Genomic DNA, 17,493 nt, shown 5'->3' with positions numbered 1-17,493 from the left:
TTATCCGAGAGCCTGATTGGCCAATGCAAATATTCTCGCGTCCCGGCTGACGGCTCCAGCGCCGACCGGACGTCGCATCGCGATACCGCCACCCACATGGTTGAGGCCGATTTCCGCCAGCCAGCCGGTCAGCCCCGAGCTTTCGTTCGTATCGACGCGCAGGAATCCGCTCGGCTTGCGAAGGGCAAGCGCCGTTATCAGCGATTTCGCATCCTCGGCATTCGATGCGACGACAGGCCCGATCACATCGCCGCGCCCAAAGGCGCGCAGCGCACCAAAAGCCTCGACACGGCCACGTCGCCGAATGACGACCACCTGCGCGACGTCTGTGAGCGCGTCGATCAACGTGCGGCGGTCCGCACCGAAGGCCGCGTGATCGAGCGCTTTGATCGCGGAAAAATCATCGGCGGTCGCGATCTCGACATCCCCGGCCGGAGCGAGATCGGCAAGATGCCCCTGATGCTGAAAGATCTCGCCCTCGGCAACAAAGCCGAGCTTGCGATAAAGCGGCAGTCCGTCCGTGGTCGCAATGAGCCTGAGAGGGCGGTCGCCTGCAAGCGCCATTGCCGCATCCATGAGCTTGCGGCCAAGCCCGTGGCCCCGCAGTTTCTCGTCGACGATCACCATATTGATCGTCGCACAATCATCCCTGTAGGGGGTCATCAGGATGGTGCCCGCGACACGACCCTCGTCCACGGCTGCTACGCCTCGGCTCAAACGCAAGGCCAGACGCCAGTCCTCGGCACGATGAGGCCATTTGGCCTGACGGGAGAGCGCGAGCGCGCCGTCTATATGCTCCGGTGTGAAGCTGACCAGATTTATGCTGTCGGTTCGCATGGGGCATCCTTTCCTTGCCCCAAGTCTCGGCGATCGCCGCACGGCAGATTATCTGAAGGCGCGGTTCGTCGTGATATCTTTCGCCGTAGCGGACGCGCTTGGCCGCATCTTATGCTGAGGATGCCTTTTCGGTCGCTCCGCAATGGTCCAAAAACAACGCCGCGACGTAAATCCGCTGCAACACTCTGCCAAAGGACGCCGCGCATACGAAACAATATGCTTTGCGGAGACGCCAATTCGATCATGTCCGTCGCGAGACTTCAGCCTATGATCGTCTCAGTAAAGAACGCAGATGCCCTTTAGATAGAGGACGAACGGACATGGCGCCTTTCCGGCCGAAATACATCACCTTCGATTGCTATGGCACGCTCATCAATTTCGAGATGGCCGAGGCGGCGCGCGACATCTATGGCTCCGAGCTCGATGCAGCGAAGATGCAGCAGTTTACAAAGAACTTCGCCGCCTATCGGCTGGACGAGGTTCTCGGCGATTGGAAGCCTTATGCCGAAGTCGTTCACAACGCAGTCGAGCGGACCTGCCGCGCGAATGGCGTCAGGTTTCGCGCGGAAGACGCCAAGACGATCTATGAACGCGTACCCGGTTGGGGGCCGCATCCGGATGTGCCGGCCGGACTGGCGAAGGTTGCCAAGGAGATCCCTCTGGTCATCCTTTCCAACGCGATGAACAGCCAGATCATGTCGAATGTCGAGAAACTCGGCGCGCCTTTCCATGCCGTCTATACAGCGGAGCAGGCCAATGCCTATAAGCCGCGCTTCAAGGCGTTCGAATATATGTTCGACATGCTGGGCTGCGGGCCGGAGGATATTCTGCATTGCTCGTCCTCTTTCCGTTATGACCTCATGTCGGCACATGATCTCGGCATCAAGAACAAGGTCTGGGTCAACCGTGGCCATGAGCCGGCAAATCCCTATTATGGCTATGTCGAGATCGCAGACATATCCGGCCTGCCCGGCGTCGTCGGACTTTAAGGGAAAGGCAGCCTCATGAAATTCGTCTCCTATTGGCACGATACGGCGCCGGCCTTTGCCGGAGGCCGACAAGGCCCAGTCGAGGGGCGATACGACGCCTGTGTCATAGGAGCCGGTTTCACTGGATTGTCTGCGGCCCGGCAACTGGCCAAGGCCGGTGCGAGGGTCGTCGTTCTCGAAGCCGAGCGTGTCGGCTGGGGCGCCTCGGGCCGCAATGGCGGTCATCTGAACAACGGTCTCGCCCACAGTTATCCGGCCGCCAAAGCGGAGCTCGGCAAGGAGAGGGCGATCGCTCTCTACAAGGCGCTCGACGCTTCCATCGACACGATCGAGGCGCTTGTCACCGAAGAAGGAATCGACTGCAATTTTCGCCGGGCCGGAAAGCTGAAGCTGGCATCGAAGCCACAGCATTTCGGACCGATTGCCCGCAATTTCGAAGAGGTCCATGCCGAAGTCGATCCGGATACGGCGCTGCTTACGCCGGACGATCTCAAACGGGAAGTCGGCTCGCCTTTCCATGGAGCCATGCTCTTCAAGAAAAGCGCGATGATGCATATGGGCCGTTATGCCGTCGGCCTTGCGGATGCAGCGGTTCGCCATGGCGCAGCAATTTACGAGGCTGCGCCGGTGACGAACAGGCTGCAGGAAAAGGGTAAGCATCGGTTGGTGACCCCGCGCGGCGAAATCACGGCCGACAATGTGCTGGTGGCGACCGGCGCCTATACGACCCCGAATTTCGGTTATTTCCGCCGGCGGATCATCTCGGTCGGCAGCTTCCTGATTGCCACCCGGCCGCTAACGGCGGATGAGATCGCGTCGGTCATGCCGGGAAACCGCACCTGCGTCACCTCGATGAATATCGGCAATTATTTCCGCCTGTCTCCCGATAACCGGTTGCTGTTCGGCGGCCGGGCACGATTTTCCGCTACCTCCGACCATCGTTCCGACGCCAAGAGCGGCGCAATCCTGAAGGCGGGTCTCGCCGAAATCTTCCCTCAGCTCGCAGGCATCGATGTCGATTACTGCTGGGGCGGTCTCGTCGACATGACCAAGGATCGCTATCCGCGCGCCGGCTATCATGATGGAAGCTGGTATGCGATGGGCTATTCCGGCCATGGCGCACAACTGTCGACGCATCTCGGCATGATCATGGCTGACGCCATGCTCGGCCGCGAGGATCGCAATCCCATGAAGGATGTCGACTGGCCGGCTGTACCCGGCCATTTCGGCAAGCCGTGGTTCCTGCCGCTGGTGGGCCTCTACTATAAGACGCTGGACAGGTTCCAGTAACCACAGCTACCAGCTTTAAAGCGGGCCGATCACGAATAGATCGGCCCGCTGCTGTTTTGGCACCCGATTAGAGCATTTCCGATTTTCCTCGAAATGCTTTAGCTCAGCCCGCCCATGTGAAAGCTCTTCATCTCGAGATATTCCTCGATACCGGCCTGTGCGCCCTCGCGGCCGATGCCGGATTGCTTGACGCCGCCGAAGGGCGCGACTTCCATGGAGACGGAGCCGGTATTGAGCCCCACCATGCCGAATTCCAGAGCCTCGCCGACGCGCCAGGCACGCTTGAGATTATCGGTATAGAAGTAGGAAGCCAGGCCAAAGGGCGTACCGTTGGCGATCGCGATCGCCTCGTCTTCGGTCTCGAAGCGGAAGAGCGGCGCCACCGGCCCGAAGGTCTCTTCGCCGGCAAGCTCCATCTCCGTCGTCGCCCCGGTCAGAACGATTGGCGACGTATATTGCTCGCCATCGGGTAGCTGCCGAGCGGCCGTGATGATCTTGGCACCCTTCGCTAGCGCGTCGCGGACATGCCGGTCGATTTTCTCGATTGCCGCCCGATTGATCATCGGGCCGACCGATACGCCGGCTTCCGTGCCCGGGCCGACCTTCATGGCATCGACCTTTGCCTTCAGCTTCGCCGCGAAGGCGTCATAGACGCCTGCTTGCACGAGGAGCCGGTTGGCGCAGACGCAGGTCTGGCCGCCATTGCGGAACTTGGAAGCGAGGGCGCCTTCGACGGCCAGATCGAGATCGGCGTCATCAAAGACGATGAAGGGCGCGTTGCCGCCGAGTTCGAGGCTGAGGCGTTTGATGCTGTCGGCAGCGCCGCGCATCAGGAGCGCTCCGACCCGGGTCGAGCCGGTGAAGGAGATCTTGCGCACGGTTTCATTGCGCATCATCTCATTGCCGATCTCCGTCGGCATGCCGGTGACGATGTTGATGACGCCGGCCGGGATGCCGGCGCGTTCGGCCAGCACCCCGAGCGCAAGAGCGGAATAGGGGGTGAATTCCGAGGGCTTGATGACGACGGTGCAGCCGGCGGCAAGAGCCGGCGCGACCTTGCGGGTGATCATGGCGTTCGGAAAATTCCAGGGCGTGATGATACCGCAGACGCCGACCGGCTCCTTGAGCACGATGATGCGACGATCCGGCGTGGGGGAGGGTATCGTGTGACCGTTGATGCGGCGGGCTTCCTCGGCGAACCACTTGACGAAAGAGGCGCCGTAGCGGATTTCGCCACGGGCTTCATCGAGCGGCTTGCCCTGTTCCGTCGTCAGAATGAGGGCGAGATCGTCGACGTTTTCAAGCATAAGGTCGTGCCAGGCTTCGAGAAGTGCGGCACGCTCTGCGTTGGTCTTGCGCTTCCAGCGGCGTTGTGCGCACTCAGCCGCCGCGATTGCATTGCGTGTCTCCACGCCGCCCATATCGGGCACGGTGCCGATTGCAGCCTGTTTGGACGGGTCGTGAACATCCACGGTTGCGCCGGACGTCGCTGCGACCCAGAGCCCGTCGATCAATCCCTTGTCGCGGAAAAGCTGCTTGTCTTTCAAATCCAACATGAAGTCCTCTGCAATCAGGAGAGCGCGGCGATGATGCCGGCGGTGATGGTTTCCGTTCGATCCTTGCCCGGAAGTGTGCCGATGCCACGCGCGGTTGCGGCCTCCATGCCCGCGATGATGCGGGTGGCCGCATCCTTCTCGCCCAGATGATCGAGCATCATTGCTCCCGACCAGATAGCGGCAATCGGATTGGCGATACCGCGCCCGGCAATATCCGGGGCCGAACCGTGAACCGGCTCGAACATCGAAGGCGCGTTGCGCTGCGGATTGATATTGGCTGAGGCCGCAAATCCTAGCCCACCCTGAATGGCGGCGCCAAGATCGGTCAGGATGTCGCCAAACAGATTCGAGGCGACGACGACATCGAGGCTTTCCGGCGCCATCACCATGCGGGCGGCCATGGCATCGATGTGATAGCTCGTAACTTCGACATCGGGATACTCGGCCGAAAGCCTGGCCGTGATTTCGTCCCAGAACACCATGGAATATTTCTGGGCATTGGACTTGGTGACGGAAGCGAGCTTGCCGCGCCGCGCACGCGCCTGCTCGAAGCCAAAGCGCAGGATGCGTTCGACACCCGTGCGGGTAAAGATCGAGGTCTCCACCGCGACTTCATCAGCCGTGCCCTGATGGACGCCGCCGCCGGCGCCCGAATACTCACCCTCTGTATTTTCGCGGATGCAGAGAATGTCGAACGTCTCCGCCCGCAGCGGTCCCTGCACTCCAGGCAGCAGCCGGTGCGGCCGGATATTGGCATATTGCACGAAGGCCTTGCGGATCGGCAGCAACAGGCCGTGTAGCGAGACCGAATCCGGCACCTCGGCCGGCCAGCCGACAGCCCCGAGCAGGATCGCATCGAACGACCTCAGCGTCTCGATCCCGTCTTCGGGCATCATCCGTCCCGTCTGCTTGTAGAATTTGCAGGACCACGGAAATTCGGTGCCATTCAGTGCGAAGCCGCCAGCCTTGGCGGCAACTTGCAGCACCGACCAGGCGGCGTCCGTCACATCCGTGCCGATGCCGTCACCTGGGATCAGAGCGATGGAGTAGGTCTTCATGGTATGGCTCCCTCAAAGGCTGATGAGCACGCTCTTCGTTTTGCGATTGGCAAGATAGGCCTCGCGCCCCAGGTCCTTGCCGATGCCGGAGCGCTTGTAGCCGCCGGTCGGCAAGATATGATCCCGCGAGCGGCTATAGCGATTGATCCAGACTGTACCTGCCTGGATCTGCCGGCTGAGGCGGATGGTGCGCGACAGGTCCGATGTAAACAGGCCCGCAGCAAGCCCATAGGTCGGGTGATCGGCAAGCGCCATCGCTTCCTCCTCGTCCTCGAAGGTCTGCAGCGTCAGGACCGGCCCGAAGATTTCCTCAAGAATGGCCGGAGACGACGGATCGAGATCGGTCAAAAGCGTCGGCTCGTAAAAATAGCCTGACCGGTCCATGGGCTTGCCGCCGGCAATACAGCGGCCGCCTTCTTTGATCGCGGCGGCGACGATCGCGTCGATCCGGTCGCGCTGGCGCTCGGAAATGATCGGCGAATAGCGCGTCGCCTCATCCCAGGTGGGGCCAGGCCCGATATCCGCCATCCGCGCGATGAGGGCTTCCGTAAATTGGCCGGCAACGCTTGCCTCCACGATCACGCGTGTCGCGGCGACGCAAGCCTGGCCGGCATTGAAGAGAACGCTGCCGACGATTGCATCGGCCGCTTTCGAGAGATCGGCATCTTGGAAGACGATCTGCGGGCTCTTGCCGCCAAGCTCTAAGGTCACGGGCTTGATGCCGGTACGGGCGATATTCTCCATGATCGCCGAGCCGGCGCGCGTCGAGCCGGTGAAGCTGACCTTGGCGATGTCGAGATGGCCTGTGAGCGCCGTACCGGTGGAAAGCCCGTCGCCGAGAACCACGTTGAAGAGACCGGCCGGCAATCCCGCTCTCACGGCGAGCTCGGCCAGATAGACCGTAGAAAACGGTGTCATCTCCGAGGGTTTGAGAACAACGGCATTCCCGGCCGCAAGCGCGGGGCCTAGTTTCCAGCCGGCCATGGAGACCGGAAAGTTCCAGGGCGTGATCGCGCCGACGACGCCATAGGGTTCGCTGAGGATCATGCCGAAAGTCTTGTCATCGGTCGGGACGACATCGCCGCCTTCCTTGTCGGCGAATTCGGCAAAGAAGCGGATCTGTTCTGCGGTGACCGCTATGTCGCCGGCCGCCAACTGACTGATCAACCGGGTGGAGGATAGAGCCTCCATTCGAGCGAGCGTCTCCGCCTCCGCTTCGATCAGGTCTGCCCAGGCATGCATTACGCGGACACGTTCGCGCGGCCGCAGGCCGCCCCAGTTGCTGGTCTTCAATGCCGCCTTGGCCGTTTCGACGGCCCTGTCCACCGTGGCAGGACTGGCGATCGGGCAGCCTGCATAGGGCTTGCCGTCGGAGGGCCTTTTCATGTCGATCTCGCCGGGAACTTCAATGAGTTCCCCGCCGATGAAATGGCCGATCGGCAATGGCAATGTGTCAGGATCGAAACTCAAGCTCATGGGAAGCTCTTTCTGAGGCATTTGCCAAAGCCTAGCGCCGGCTTGCGAGCAGCTTGCTTCGTATGCCGGCGGGCATGCCGACGAATCTTGCGTTTTAGCGAGGGCGAACAGTGATTTCTGTTGCGGCAGCCAGCCGCCTTCATCCCACGGTCACGTAGATCTTGCGGACGGTCTCGATCGTCTTCCAGCGACCGACGAAACCCGGCTTCATCACAAAGCTGTCGCCAGCCCTGTAGACCGCCGGCTCTCCGCCATCAGGGGTGATTTCAACGACACCGGACAGTATATGGCAAAATTCGAAGGTCTCGCCCTTGATCGACCGGGTCTCGCCGGGCGTTGCCTCCCAGATGCCAGTGCGCACCGCACCGTCCTTTGCCTCATCCTGTGCCCAGGTCTTGAACGATGGATCGCCGGCAATCAGCCTTTCCGGCAAGGCCTTGGATTCGCGCGGAGCCGTCTCAGGATTGGTTATAACGGTCTTGAGGAGGGTCATGTCGAGCCTTTCATTGCTATGGGTTCAATATCCGCGCTGACGATCGACGAGCCCGATGGGATCCAGGCCTGCGCGATAACGACGGATGTTGTCGATCACCGCGCGTGCGGCGGTATCGGGCTGTGTCACGCTGGCGATATGCGGGGTAAGCATGATTCTCGGATGTCTCCACAAGGGGTGATCCGAGGGCAGGGGCTCAGGGTCGGTCACATCGATTACCGCCGCTGCCAGATGGCCGCTATCGAGCGCTTCGATCAGCGCATGTGCATCGAGCTGCGGGCCGCGACCGGCGTGCACGAGCATCGCCCCCGCCGGAAGGCCGCCAAGAAGCGTGTCGTTCAGAAACCCCGTGGTCTCCGGCGTCAGAGGCAGCAGGCAAATGAGAATATCTGTCGCCGCCACCATGGTTCTGAGGCCGGTTTCACCATGATGGCACTCGACACCCTCGATCGTCCGGGGCGATCTGCTCCAGCCGGCGAGCGGAAAGCCGAAGGGCTTCAACCGCTCGAGCACGGCTGTTCCGAGAACCCCCAATCCCAGAACTCCGATCCGTCTTTCATGTGCCTGACGCTGAGGCAGGCCGCGCCATTCCCCGACGCGCTGCTGCGTAAGATAGGAGAGGAGGTCGCGATGCAGCGCGAGCACGGCAAGCGTCACATATTCCTGCATCATCCTGACGATGCCATCCTCGACCATGCGGACGATCTTCACATGCTCGGGCACGAGATCCGTCTTGAACTGGTCGACGCCGGCACCGATCGAAAACAGGATTTCCAAATTGCGATAGCGAGCGAGGTCGTCTGGCACCGTCCAAGTGATGAGGAAGCGAACCTCATCAGGATCGACGCTCGCCGCATCCGTGGAAAATGCCAGATCCGGCAGTTCCTCGGCGAAGGCGCGCGCGAAGATCGCTCCGCGCTTGGCATCCGAATTGAAGAGAAATGTCATGGCGATTGCTCCCTCAAGACCGTGCGCATCGCGCAGCCAGGGCCAATATCATTTGGCGGCACTCCTCGAGTTCGTCCTCCAGAATGTATTCGTCGGGCTTGTGGGCACGTTCGATGTCGCCAGGCCCACAGATGATCGCATCGATCCCGGCTGCCTGATATAGGCCGGCCTCGGTCCCGTAGCTGACCGCGGCAAGCGACGGCCTGCCGGTGATTTCTTCCAACAGGACTGCAAGCGGCGCATCCTTCGCAAGCGACAGTGCGGGATAGGCACTGAGCGGGGTCCAATCCACGGAAAAACCCTGTCCGGTGAGAATCTCCGCGCTATGCCTGATCGGGGCAAGCAGTTCCTCAGGGGTCACGCCGGCAATAGCACGTGCCTCGAGGTCGAGCCGGCAATTGTCGGGAACGATGTTCAACGCCAGTCCACCGGACATGATACCAGCCTGAAGCGTCGAGTAAGGAGGCTCGAATGCGGGGTCGAACGGACCAAGCGTCAGTCTCTGAGCTTCATCGACAACCGAGCTGAGCACCTCCGACATGGCATGAATGGCATTGAGCGCCAGGTCCGGACGAGACGAGTGGCCCGCCCGTCCACCGATGGTGACGCGTGCTGCCGCCTTGCCCTTATGGGCGCGCACGGCCTGCATGCGGCTCGGCTCGCCGATGACAGCACCTTGCGGAGGTGCGCAAAGTTCCTTCATCCGCGCCAGTAGATGCGGCACGCCCCGGCATCCCGCTTCTTCGTCATAGGAGAATGCGAGATGAATAGGGCGGGCAAGATTTGCCCTGGCAAGTTCCGGCGCTGCAGCAAGTGCTGCGGCAAGAAACCCTTTCATATCGGACGTACCACGCCCATAGAGCCGGTCTGCCTCCTTCCTGAGCAAAAAAGGTTCCGAGGTCCAGCTCGGCTCTCCGGCGGGAACGACATCCATATGTCCGGACAGAATATAACCTGCGATATCCCCGGGGCCGATCGTGGCAAAGATGTTGGACCTGTCGCCCTCAGGCCCTGGAATCACGGCGACGTGGATTCCCAGACCTTGCAGATATGTCCGGATCCAGCCGACGATGCCGTCATTCGGCGTGCCGACGACGCTCGGAAAGGCGACAAGATGGGCGAGGATTTCAACCGTATCCATATGCTCCTCAGCGGCTGCAGCAATTTGCCGATATTTCCCCAATAGCATTGGCGTCCGCTTTCATAATTGCATGCCGAATGTCGAAATGTTTCAGTGGATTGTTGCGCGGACACAGGCAATTCGAGCTAATTGTATCGGCAGGTGTCGCCTATCCTTGTCGGCGGGGAGCGCCTCTGTTTTGGCGTATGGCTATGGGTAGCAAGTTTTGAGGTGGTCCAGTGAAGGTATCAGACAGTTTACGGGTCGATGCTTTCTCCATGCATATCGGCGACATCAAGGACGTGGAACTCGATCAGTTGCATGCGTTGTCGATCTCGGTCCGGTGGCCGCATCGAGCCGAAGACTGGGAATTTCTGCGGCAGACCGGTAGCGGCATCGTCGCACTCGACGAGATCGGTCGCGTCATGGGATCCGCCATGTGGTTTCCGCACGGAGACGAGTTTGCCACCGTTGGGATGGTGATTACTTCGCCGCGGCTGCAGACCAATGGCACCGGCCAATGGCTGATGAGCCGGATCCTGGACAAGGTCGCGGGACGCCGCCTTAGCCTCAGTGCGACCCAGGCGGCGCGCCGCCTGTATCTTTCGCTGGATTTCAAGCCGGAAAAGACGGTCTACCAATGTCAGGGGGAGGCACGGATCGCAAAGGATTTTGCACCGTTGACTTCGGAAGGCACGGTGCGGCAGCTTGGCCCTGGCGATCTTGCTGCGATCCTTCGGCTTGATGCCATTGCCTTCGGTGTCGACCGCTCGGAGCTGGTCAGGCGTCTCAATGAGCAATCGATCGGGTATGGTCTGTTCCGTGGCGCGGATCTGCAGGCTTTCGCGTTGTGCCGACCCTTCGGACGCAGCCATGTCGTCGGCCCGGTCGTTGCGTCCAATGACGCCGACGCTATTGCCGTGGTCGCACCGCATGTGCGCAACCATGCCGGCCAATTTCTCCGTCTCGATACCCATATGGAGACCGGCGACTTTGCATCTTACGTCTCCCAGAGTGGCATGATCGTCCACGATACCGTTCTGACCATGTCGCTTGGCAATCATCCCTCCAATAGAAACAGGGCTGTCACCGGTATGGTGGCTAGGTATGCTCTTGCCAGTCAGGCGCTCGGTTAAGGCCTCGGCGCAGCCTCACCCTGCGCAGGCCTTTCGCGTGTCAGCCAGATCGTTCCGAACAGGGCAAGCGCAAAAGCAGCAGCCATGCCGCTTCCGACGATCACCGGCAACCATATTTCCTGGAAGGATGCGATGATCGCGTCATGCGGATCGTCACGCCGATAATAGACGGGGATCTGATCGCCAATCCTGGCCTGATTGTAGCTCGAGTAGACCCCTCCCTTTACCTGATAGGACATCCCATCGTCCCCGTGAAAGACGACGATCGGTGCGTAGCTCGTAACGATGTCAGAGCCCCGATTCATAACCGAGGCTTTCTGCATCGTTGCTATTTCCACGCGGCGGTCGAGCGCGACAACAACGCCGATCGTTTTCTCTCGATTGACGCCTGCCCTAACGGCACGCCAAACGAAGCGACAGTCGAGAAGGGCTGATACCGCCGTCAATATGGCGAAGGCGGTAATGAAGGCGAATTTCTGAAACCGCTTGGTTCCGGCTTTCGGCGCGTGTCGACTCGACCTTATCAATGGGGCCTCACTCGATCTTCAGAAAAGGATGAACAGTCACATCCGTTCATCTCACCTGAACCTTTGCTCTGCCGGCGATGCCTATTGCCAACGTTGGGGCTTCTATAAGATGAAACGTAAACTGCGGTCTGCAAGGTCTGGGCTTCCGAAAATTACGATCGCTGCTGGCGGGATGTAATCTGCACGGTTGGCCCCAAGCCGCTACGCTCTTACTTCTCTGCGCCGAAGAGGTGGCGTGGCGTCATCGTCAGCCGTCTTCCGCCCTCCGGCGTAACAACCACCGTCTCGCTGAATCCAAGTCTGGCGGCTGCCGTATAGACATGGAAAACCATGCCTTCTTCCAGCGGCCAATTCGCATCCGGCAGGAAAACCCGGGAGAAATCGCTGGTGCGCGGCGTGCGGGTATAGAGACCAAGCGTATAGGCCGTTACGTTATCGTAACGCTGTCTCAGTCCTGACGACATGAGACCCTGGCGGACGATGGCATCCACCTCGCAAGCAACAATGCCCGGCTTCATGGCTTCGATTTGCCGGTCCTGCAATGCGACGATGCGCGAGGCGATATCCTGAAGCCTTGCCGACGCACTGCCGATGACGATCGGCCGCATGAGACGGGCACCATAACCGCCTACGCGTGGAATAAGCTCCACATGCAGAATATCGCCTGCAGCAAGCAATTCGCTCTTGAAAGAGCCGTGCAGGAATTGGTGATCGCCGCTGGCCTTGACGATCGGACCGGTCTCGCCGCTGTCGGCACCTTCGAGTAGGAAGGTAGCTGCCGCGGTTGCGGCAGCCGTACGGGTCGAAGAACCAGCCCGCGTACTCTGCGCTATTGCCAACATGGCCTTATCTGCGATGCCGGCGGCCTGCGTCAGAACGGCAATCTCGCGGGCCGATTTGATCCATCGCAGGCTGTCGCTGATACCAGGAAGGGCGACGAATTGCGCTTGGGGCAGATGTGCCCGAAGCCTGGCCGCCGTATCGGCGCTGAAACTGTAGGAGGCGAAGTCTGCGCCGATACGGGCGTTGGCGAAACCGCGAGCGCCGATGCTGTCGGCGATGGCCTCGTGCGGATTGATCGTATCGGCAAATCCGATGATATCGGAAATCCAGGTCTTTTCCCTGCACGGCACTTCGTCGAGCTCGCGCAGAACGAACCAAGGCGCACCGTGTCGCGGAAGAAAGGCGGCACGATACATGGTTTCCGAAACGGTATAGCCGGTAAGCCACGCAAGGAGCTCGCCGCTGTCGATCAGGAGCAGATCGACAGCGGCGGCATCCATGGCGGCATGTGCCTTGGCGATACGCCAATCATATTCGTCACGAGGAAACATCGGACTTCAGGCAACCTCGCAAATATCGAGAATGGTGAGCATGTAGACGCGGATCATGTCGAGATAGTCGACGATATCGACGCGCTCGTCCGGCATGGTGTTGTACCGGCCGCCTGGGCCGCAGACGATGCCTTCCATACCAAGTTCATGGTAAAGGTGGCCGGCATCCGTTCCGTAAAAACGCGTGGGCGTAATGGCGCCAGTCGGCTGCGTCTCGCCGCGGACGGTTTCATAGGCGGCATTGATCGAGGTTACGATGCGTGAGGTCGGCGAGACTTCGAAAGGAGGCATCAGGGGACGGCCTTCGATCATCTCCGGCACCAGCTTGGCCTTCAGCCCGGGAAAGCGCTTTTCGAGCTCGACCAATTCTGCCGCGAGATCGGCAAGGACGCCTTCCTGCGTCTGGCCGGGCGCATAGCGGGCCGAACCTCGGATGCGGACGAAATCGGCGACCTGCGGCGGGCGCCATTCCTCCAGCTCACGCCCGAGCGCACCATGGACGACGCCGACATGCCCGCGATTGATCGAGCGGTGCACTTCGCTTCTCGCGCCGCTGAAGGTCATGGCGTTGATGCGCGGGATGAGATCGCAGGCCGCGGCGATGGCGTCGACCGATTGTTCGCGTTTGGACAGGTGCCGCGTGTCGCCGGTCAGCTCGATCACGAAGCTCAGCGCTGCGGCATGCATCGTCACGGCTGCAAGATCGCTCGGCTCGCTGTTGATGAAATAGTCGGCCTTGACGCCGTTGCGGATGGCGGCGAGCGTGCCGACACCGCCCTGAAGCTCGCCGACGACATAGGTCAGGATCACGTCGCCCTTCAATTTGACGCCGGCGTCGAGCAAGGTTTTGACCGCGCAGAAGTAGGCGGCATCCCCCGCTTTCATGTTGGAGACGCCGATACCGTAGATGAATTTGTCGTCGACGAGGCCGCCCCAGGGGTCGACGGTCCAGCCCTCGGTAACCGGGTTTGTGTCGAGATGGCCGTTGAAGAGCAGGCTCTTGCCGCCGCCGGTTCCCTTCAGGCGTCCGATCGCATTGAAACGCTCGCCATTATCGAAGGGTTGCAGTTCGGACTGAAGTCCGATCGCCTCCATCTGGCTTGCCATGATGCGCGCAAGCTCGCGTTCGCCTTCGGTCTGGGAATGGCTCTTCTGGCGAACCATCATCGACAGGAAGTCGAGGCAGCTCTTCTCATCGATTGTTCCGATGAGCGATTTCGGGTCCATTTGTGATGCTCCTTAGAAGTCTCGTTCTGTAGGTGCGGCGCCGGCAGGCGTCGGGACTGCGGCAAGCAGCCGGCGCGTATAGTCGGCCCGCTCGGGGCTGGTGATGTCTTCCGCCGGTACGATCTCGAGGAGATCGCCGCGATACATCACCGCAATGCGGTGGGCGATCTGACGAATGAGGTTGAGGTCGTGGGTGATGAAGAGAAAGGCGGTGGAATGCTCGCGATGCAGTTCCAGCAGCAGCTCGATGATGGAGGCCTGCACCGAGACGTCGAGCGCCGAGGTGATCTCATCGCAGATCACCAGCTTCGGTCTGGATGCGAAGGCGCGGGCGATGGCGACGCGCTGCTTTTCGCCGCCGGAGAGCTGATGTGGATAGCGATCGGCATGGGTACGCGGCAGGCGCACCTGCTCGAGCATGTCGCCGATCCGTTGGGCGATGGCCCCATTCTCACCTTCGCCATAGAGCTTCAGCGGCCGTGCCAGGATTTCGCGAATTTTCTGGCGCGGATTGAGCGAGGCGTCCGGATGCTGGAAGATCATCTGGACATTCTTGCGATAGGTTTTGTCCATGTCGGCAAGGCCTGAAATCGTCCGCCCGGCGAAGGTCATCCGGCCCTCAAAGGGATTGAGCCCGGTCATTGCCTTGGCAAGCGTCGATTTGCCGGAGCCCGATTCCCCGACGATGCCGAGGATCTCTCCCGGCTGCACGCTGAGGCTGACGGCACGATTGCCCGCGAAGCGCTCGAAGGACCGGCCGGTCAGCGCCGACAGGAACGGCTTGCGGCCGTAGTGCACGCTGACATTCTCGACCTGCATCAACGGCTGGTCTTGATAGGACGGGCGCGTCTGCGTCAGGCGGTCGCTCGGCCGGGGCACGGCGGCAATCAGTTGGCGCGTATAATCGTGCTGCGGCGCATTGAAGATCGCATCGACCGCTCCCTGCTCGACGATTTCGCCCCGGCGGATGACGGCAACCCGCTTTGCAGTGCGCGACAGCAAGGCGAGGTCATGCGAGATATAGAGCGAGGCGACGCCGGTTTCGGCCTGCAGATCCAGGAAGAGGTCAAGGATCTGACGCGAGGTGATGACGTCGAGCGCCGTCGTAGGCTCGTCGAAGATGATGCATTCCGGATTGCAGGCGAAGGCGGTGGCGATAACCACGCGCTGCTTCTCGCCGCCCGATGCCTCATGCGGCATCCGCTTCATCATTTCTGATGGGCTCTTGAGGCCAACACGATCCAGCATGGCTTCGCCTTCGCTCCAGGCTTGCCTTGCTGTCAGGCCGCGATGGCGCCTCAGCGTTTCCGTGAGCTGCGTACCGAGCGAAAGCGTCGGGTTGAGCGAGGTGCCGGGGTCCTGGAACACCATGCTGATCCGCTTACCCCGCATGCGATTGACTTCGGCCGGCGATTTCGCCGTCAGATCTTCGCCGCGAAGCCGGATTTCGCCGCCGATCTCGCGAGCGTTTGCCGGCAGGTAGCGCATGATCGACCAGGCCATCGAGGTCTTGCCGGAGCCGGACTCGCCGACGAGGCCGAGAATCTCGCCGGCACCCACTTCGAGATCGATATTCTTCAGCGCGTGGAACGCGCCATTCGCCGTCAGATAGTCGAGCGAATAATTGCGGACCTGAAGAATGATATTGTTTGTTGTTTCTGTCATCTCAGCCTCCGGTGCGCGGGTTCAGCGCATCGCGCAGGCCATCGCCGAGAAGATTGAAGCCGATGGCGACGATGGCGATCGCGAGGCTCGGCCAGATCAGGATGCCGGCGCTGATGTGCATGTATTGTCTCGCTTCGGAGACCATCAGCCCCCATTCGGTGGCGGGCGGCTGGGCGCCCAGTCCAAGGAAGCTCAGCGTCGCGAACAGCATGACGGCGAAGGAAACGCGGATCGTCGTTTCCACCACGATCGGTGCGACGACATTCGGCAGCATTTCGCGGAGGATGATGTAGCGGGAGCTCTCGCCACGGGCGATCGCCGCGCTCACATAGTCCTGCTTGCGCACGGAAAGCGCGACGCTGCGGGTGATGCGCGCCATGCCCGGCGCGAAGGCGGCGGCAACCGCGACCAGTGCATTGATGCTGCTGGACCCGAGCAGATTGACGATCAGCAGCGCGAACAGGAGGTTCGGGATCGCCATGATCGCGTCGATGGTGCGCATGATGAATTCATCGGCGCGACCACCCAGGAAGGCGGATACCGTGCCGATGAAGGCTCCGGCAAAGGTGCCTGCAAGTGTGGCGAAGACTGCCATCGTCACGGTCGAGCGCGCGCCGATCAACAGGCGGCTCAGGATGTCGCGGCCATATTGATCAGTGCCGAGAAGGAAATTCGCGCTCGGCCCCTTGTAGCGGGCAAGGATCGACATGGCTTCCGGATCGCGCGGTGCGAGAAAGGGACCGAAGACGACGACGATGAAGACGAGGAGGACCAGGACAAGGCCGACCGCGCCCTGCGGCGTGCGCAGCAGCCGTTTGAGAAGCTCAATCATACTGGATCCTCTTGTCGAGCCATGCGTAGAGAATGTCGGCGGCGAAATTGACGATGGAATAGGTTGCCGCCATCAACAGCACGCCGGCCTGGATCGCCGGAAGGTCGCGCGTCTGGATGGCGACGATCAATTGCCTGCCGATGCCGGGGAGGGCGAAGATTTCCTCGACGACGATGATGCCGCCGAGGAGATAGCCGACATCGAGCGCGACGACCGTAATGGTCGGCAGCAGGGCATTGCGCAGCGCGTGTCCGAACAGCACCCTCGACGTGGAAAGGCCCTTGAGCCGTGCCGCACGAATGTAATCGGTATGCAGCACGTCGACGAGTTCGGAACGCACCATGCGGGAGACATGCGCAATGAGGATGATCGACACCACGCAGACCGGCAACGCCAGATGAGCGAGGCCGTCGAGAAAATTCTCGGTCAGCGGCACATAGCCCGTCGGCGGCAAAAGCTTCGCCCAATCGGCGACGAAGAGTACGGCGAGCGTTGCCGTCACGAATTCCGGCAGCGATACGCCGGCATAGGAGATGAGGCTGACGACCATATCTGCCACCTTGCCGCGGCGGATCGCAGCAAGCACACCGAGCGGTATGGCGAGCACGAGCATCAGGGCGATGGAGAGCACGGCAAGCAGAAGCGAACGGCCGAGCGCCTGGAACATGGCTGGGCCGACAGGCTGGCCCGTGCGCAGCGACTGGCCGAAATCGCCATGCAGGATGCCACCCAGCCAGTGCAGATATTGCAGCCAGACGGGGTCGTTGAGCCCCATCTGCTGGCGCAGCGCCTCTAGCGCCTGATCGGTGGCGTTCTCCCCAAGCATCATGACGGCGGCATCCGCCGGCAGGACCTGGGTGATCGCGAAGACGACGAGCGACACGATGAAGAGCGTATAGACGATCATCAAAAGCCGCTTCAGGAGATAGTTCGGTGACAAGGGCCGTTCCCTGGCGTTGGAGCGACCGGTCGCGTCAACATACGCGCCGATCTTCTTGCTATGGG

The 17,493-nt window shown here is 61.1% G+C and carries 16 protein-coding genes; 3 read left to right on the top strand and 13 right to left on the bottom strand.

Annotated features, from left to right (window positions below; all coding sequences use genetic code 11):
• Entirely contained in the window at window positions 1–837 is an 837-nt protein-coding gene (locus GA0061103_RS18575) for a GNAT family N-acetyltransferase (protein ID WP_092713662.1), read from the bottom strand.
• A 320-nt stretch (window positions 838–1,157) separates the two neighbouring features.
• On the opposite strand from GA0061103_RS18575, the gene GA0061103_RS18570 reads away from it, so the two are divergent.
• Together GA0061103_RS18570 and GA0061103_RS18565 are read left to right on the top strand one after the other, a co-directional pair.
• A complete protein-coding gene (locus tag GA0061103_RS18570) occupies window positions 1,158–1,826 on the top strand; it encodes a haloacid dehalogenase type II (protein WP_092713660.1) in 669 nt (222 codons plus the stop codon).
• A 15-nt stretch (window positions 1,827–1,841) separates the two neighbouring features.
• Window positions 1,842–3,116 carry an NAD(P)/FAD-dependent oxidoreductase gene (locus GA0061103_RS18565; protein WP_092713658.1) on the top strand — a complete coding sequence of 425 codons (1,275 nt, stop codon included), beginning with the start codon at window positions 1,842–1,844 and terminating at the stop codon, window positions 3,114–3,116.
• Between the two features lie 98 nt (window positions 3,117–3,214).
• Here GA0061103_RS18565 and GA0061103_RS18560 read toward each other — a convergent pair whose 3' ends face one another.
• From GA0061103_RS18560 to argE, 6 genes are all read right to left on the bottom strand, one after another.
• Complete coding sequence (locus tag GA0061103_RS18560; protein ID WP_092713656.1) at window positions 3,215–4,672, bottom strand: NAD-dependent succinate-semialdehyde dehydrogenase; 1,458 nt, start codon at window positions 4,670–4,672, stop codon at window positions 3,215–3,217.
• 14 nt (window positions 4,673–4,686) lie between these two features.
• A complete protein-coding gene (locus GA0061103_RS18555; RefSeq protein ID WP_092713654.1) occupies window positions 4,687–5,730 on the bottom strand; it encodes a tartrate dehydrogenase in 1,044 nt (347 codons plus the stop codon).
• A 12-nt stretch (window positions 5,731–5,742) separates the two neighbouring features.
• On the bottom strand, window positions 5,743–7,206 hold the full coding sequence (locus GA0061103_RS18550; protein WP_092713652.1) for an aldehyde dehydrogenase family protein: 1,464 nt from the start codon (window positions 7,204–7,206) through the stop codon (window positions 5,743–5,745).
• Between the two features lie 139 nt (window positions 7,207–7,345).
• On the bottom strand, window positions 7,346–7,699 hold the full coding sequence (locus GA0061103_RS18545) for a cupin domain-containing protein (RefSeq protein WP_092713650.1): 354 nt from the start codon (window positions 7,697–7,699) through the stop codon (window positions 7,346–7,348).
• Window positions 7,700–7,723: 24 nt separating this feature from the next.
• On the bottom strand, window positions 7,724–8,647 hold the full coding sequence (locus GA0061103_RS18540; RefSeq protein ID WP_092713649.1) for a 2-hydroxyacid dehydrogenase: 924 nt from the start codon (window positions 8,645–8,647) through the stop codon (window positions 7,724–7,726).
• A gap of 13 nt (window positions 8,648–8,660) precedes the next feature.
• Entirely contained in the window at window positions 8,661–9,788 is a 1,128-nt protein-coding gene (gene argE, locus GA0061103_RS18535) for an acetylornithine deacetylase (RefSeq protein WP_092713647.1), read from the bottom strand.
• Window positions 9,789–10,045: 257 nt separating this feature from the next.
• Here argE and GA0061103_RS18530 point away from each other — a divergent pair, with 257 nt between their 5' ends.
• Window positions 10,046–10,903, top strand: a complete 858-nt coding sequence (locus tag GA0061103_RS18530; RefSeq protein ID WP_092713645.1) for a GNAT family N-acetyltransferase — start codon at window positions 10,046–10,048, stop codon at window positions 10,901–10,903.
• On the opposite strand, the gene GA0061103_RS35665 is transcribed toward GA0061103_RS18530, so the two are convergent.
• From GA0061103_RS35665 to GA0061103_RS18500, 6 genes are all read right to left on the bottom strand, one after another.
• Window positions 10,900–11,208: a DUF3592 domain-containing protein gene (locus GA0061103_RS35665; RefSeq protein ID WP_425349515.1), complete on the bottom strand. Its 309-nt coding sequence runs from the start codon at window positions 11,206–11,208 to the stop codon at window positions 10,900–10,902. The two genes, GA0061103_RS18530 and GA0061103_RS35665, sit on opposite strands and share 4 nt — an antisense overlap.
• Before the next feature lie 431 nt (window positions 11,209–11,639).
• Window positions 11,640–12,764: a M24 family metallopeptidase gene (locus tag GA0061103_RS18520; protein WP_092713641.1), complete on the bottom strand. Its 1,125-nt coding sequence runs from the start codon at window positions 12,762–12,764 to the stop codon at window positions 11,640–11,642.
• Between the two features lie 6 nt (window positions 12,765–12,770).
• The gene (locus GA0061103_RS18515) at window positions 12,771–13,991 is read right to left on the bottom strand and encodes a M20 family metallopeptidase (RefSeq protein WP_092713639.1); all 1,221 of its coding nucleotides are present in this window, start codon (window positions 13,989–13,991) and stop codon (window positions 12,771–12,773) included.
• A gap of 12 nt (window positions 13,992–14,003) precedes the next feature.
• On the bottom strand, window positions 14,004–15,656 hold the full coding sequence (locus GA0061103_RS18510; protein WP_092713637.1) for a dipeptide ABC transporter ATP-binding protein: 1,653 nt from the start codon (window positions 15,654–15,656) through the stop codon (window positions 14,004–14,006).
• 1 nt (window position 15,657) lies between these two features.
• Complete coding sequence (locus tag GA0061103_RS18505; protein ID WP_092713635.1) at window positions 15,658–16,488, bottom strand: ABC transporter permease; 831 nt, start codon at window positions 16,486–16,488, stop codon at window positions 15,658–15,660.
• A complete protein-coding gene (locus GA0061103_RS18500) occupies window positions 16,481–17,428 on the bottom strand; it encodes an ABC transporter permease (RefSeq protein WP_092713633.1) in 948 nt (315 codons plus the stop codon). Before GA0061103_RS18500 ends, GA0061103_RS18505 begins: the two co-directional genes overlap by 8 nt.
• Window positions 17,429–17,493: the final 65 nt, after the last annotated feature.

Origin of the sequence: Martinezella multihospitum, from assembly GCF_900094585.1 — a bacterium.
GTDB classification, from domain to species: Bacteria; Pseudomonadota; Alphaproteobacteria; order Rhizobiales; family Rhizobiaceae; genus Rhizobium; species Rhizobium multihospitium.
The sequence above is the reverse complement of the archived record's forward strand: the minus strand, read 5'-3'. Positions and strand labels throughout refer to the sequence as shown.

Excerpts from the sequence above, each read along its gene's own strand:
- GA0061103_RS18575 (WP_092713662.1), bottom strand. The coding sequence starts at position 837 with ATGCGAACCGACAGCATAAATCTGGTCAGCTTCACACCGGAGCATATA.
- GA0061103_RS18570 (WP_092713660.1), top strand. The coding sequence starts at position 1,158 with ATGGCGCCTTTCCGGCCGAAATACATCACCTTCGATTGCTATGGCACG.
- GA0061103_RS18565 (WP_092713658.1), top strand. The coding sequence starts at position 1,842 with ATGAAATTCGTCTCCTATTGGCACGATACGGCGCCGGCCTTTGCCGGA.
- GA0061103_RS18560 (WP_092713656.1), bottom strand. The coding sequence starts at position 4,672 with ATGTTGGATTTGAAAGACAAGCAGCTTTTCCGCGACAAGGGATTGATC.
- GA0061103_RS18555 (WP_092713654.1), bottom strand. The coding sequence starts at position 5,730 with ATGAAGACCTACTCCATCGCTCTGATCCCAGGTGACGGCATCGGCACG.
- GA0061103_RS18550 (WP_092713652.1), bottom strand. The coding sequence starts at position 7,206 with ATGAGCTTGAGTTTCGATCCTGACACATTGCCATTGCCGATCGGCCAT.
- GA0061103_RS18545 (WP_092713650.1), bottom strand. The coding sequence starts at position 7,699 with ATGACCCTCCTCAAGACCGTTATAACCAATCCTGAGACGGCTCCGCGC.
- GA0061103_RS18540 (WP_092713649.1), bottom strand. The coding sequence starts at position 8,647 with ATGACATTTCTCTTCAATTCGGATGCCAAGCGCGGAGCGATCTTCGCG.
- argE (WP_092713647.1), bottom strand. The coding sequence starts at position 9,788 with ATGGATACGGTTGAAATCCTCGCCCATCTTGTCGCCTTTCCGAGCGTC.
- GA0061103_RS18530 (WP_092713645.1), top strand. The coding sequence starts at position 10,046 with ATGCATATCGGCGACATCAAGGACGTGGAACTCGATCAGTTGCATGCG.
- GA0061103_RS35665 (WP_425349515.1), bottom strand. The coding sequence starts at position 11,208 with ATGAATCGGGGCTCTGACATCGTTACGAGCTACGCACCGATCGTCGTC.
- GA0061103_RS18520 (WP_092713641.1), bottom strand. The coding sequence starts at position 12,764 with ATGTTTCCTCGTGACGAATATGATTGGCGTATCGCCAAGGCACATGCC.
- GA0061103_RS18515 (WP_092713639.1), bottom strand. The coding sequence starts at position 13,991 with ATGGACCCGAAATCGCTCATCGGAACAATCGATGAGAAGAGCTGCCTC.
- GA0061103_RS18510 (WP_092713637.1), bottom strand. The coding sequence starts at position 15,656 with ATGACAGAAACAACAAACAATATCATTCTTCAGGTCCGCAATTATTCG.
- GA0061103_RS18505 (WP_092713635.1), bottom strand. The coding sequence starts at position 16,488 with ATGATTGAGCTTCTCAAACGGCTGCTGCGCACGCCGCAGGGCGCGGTC.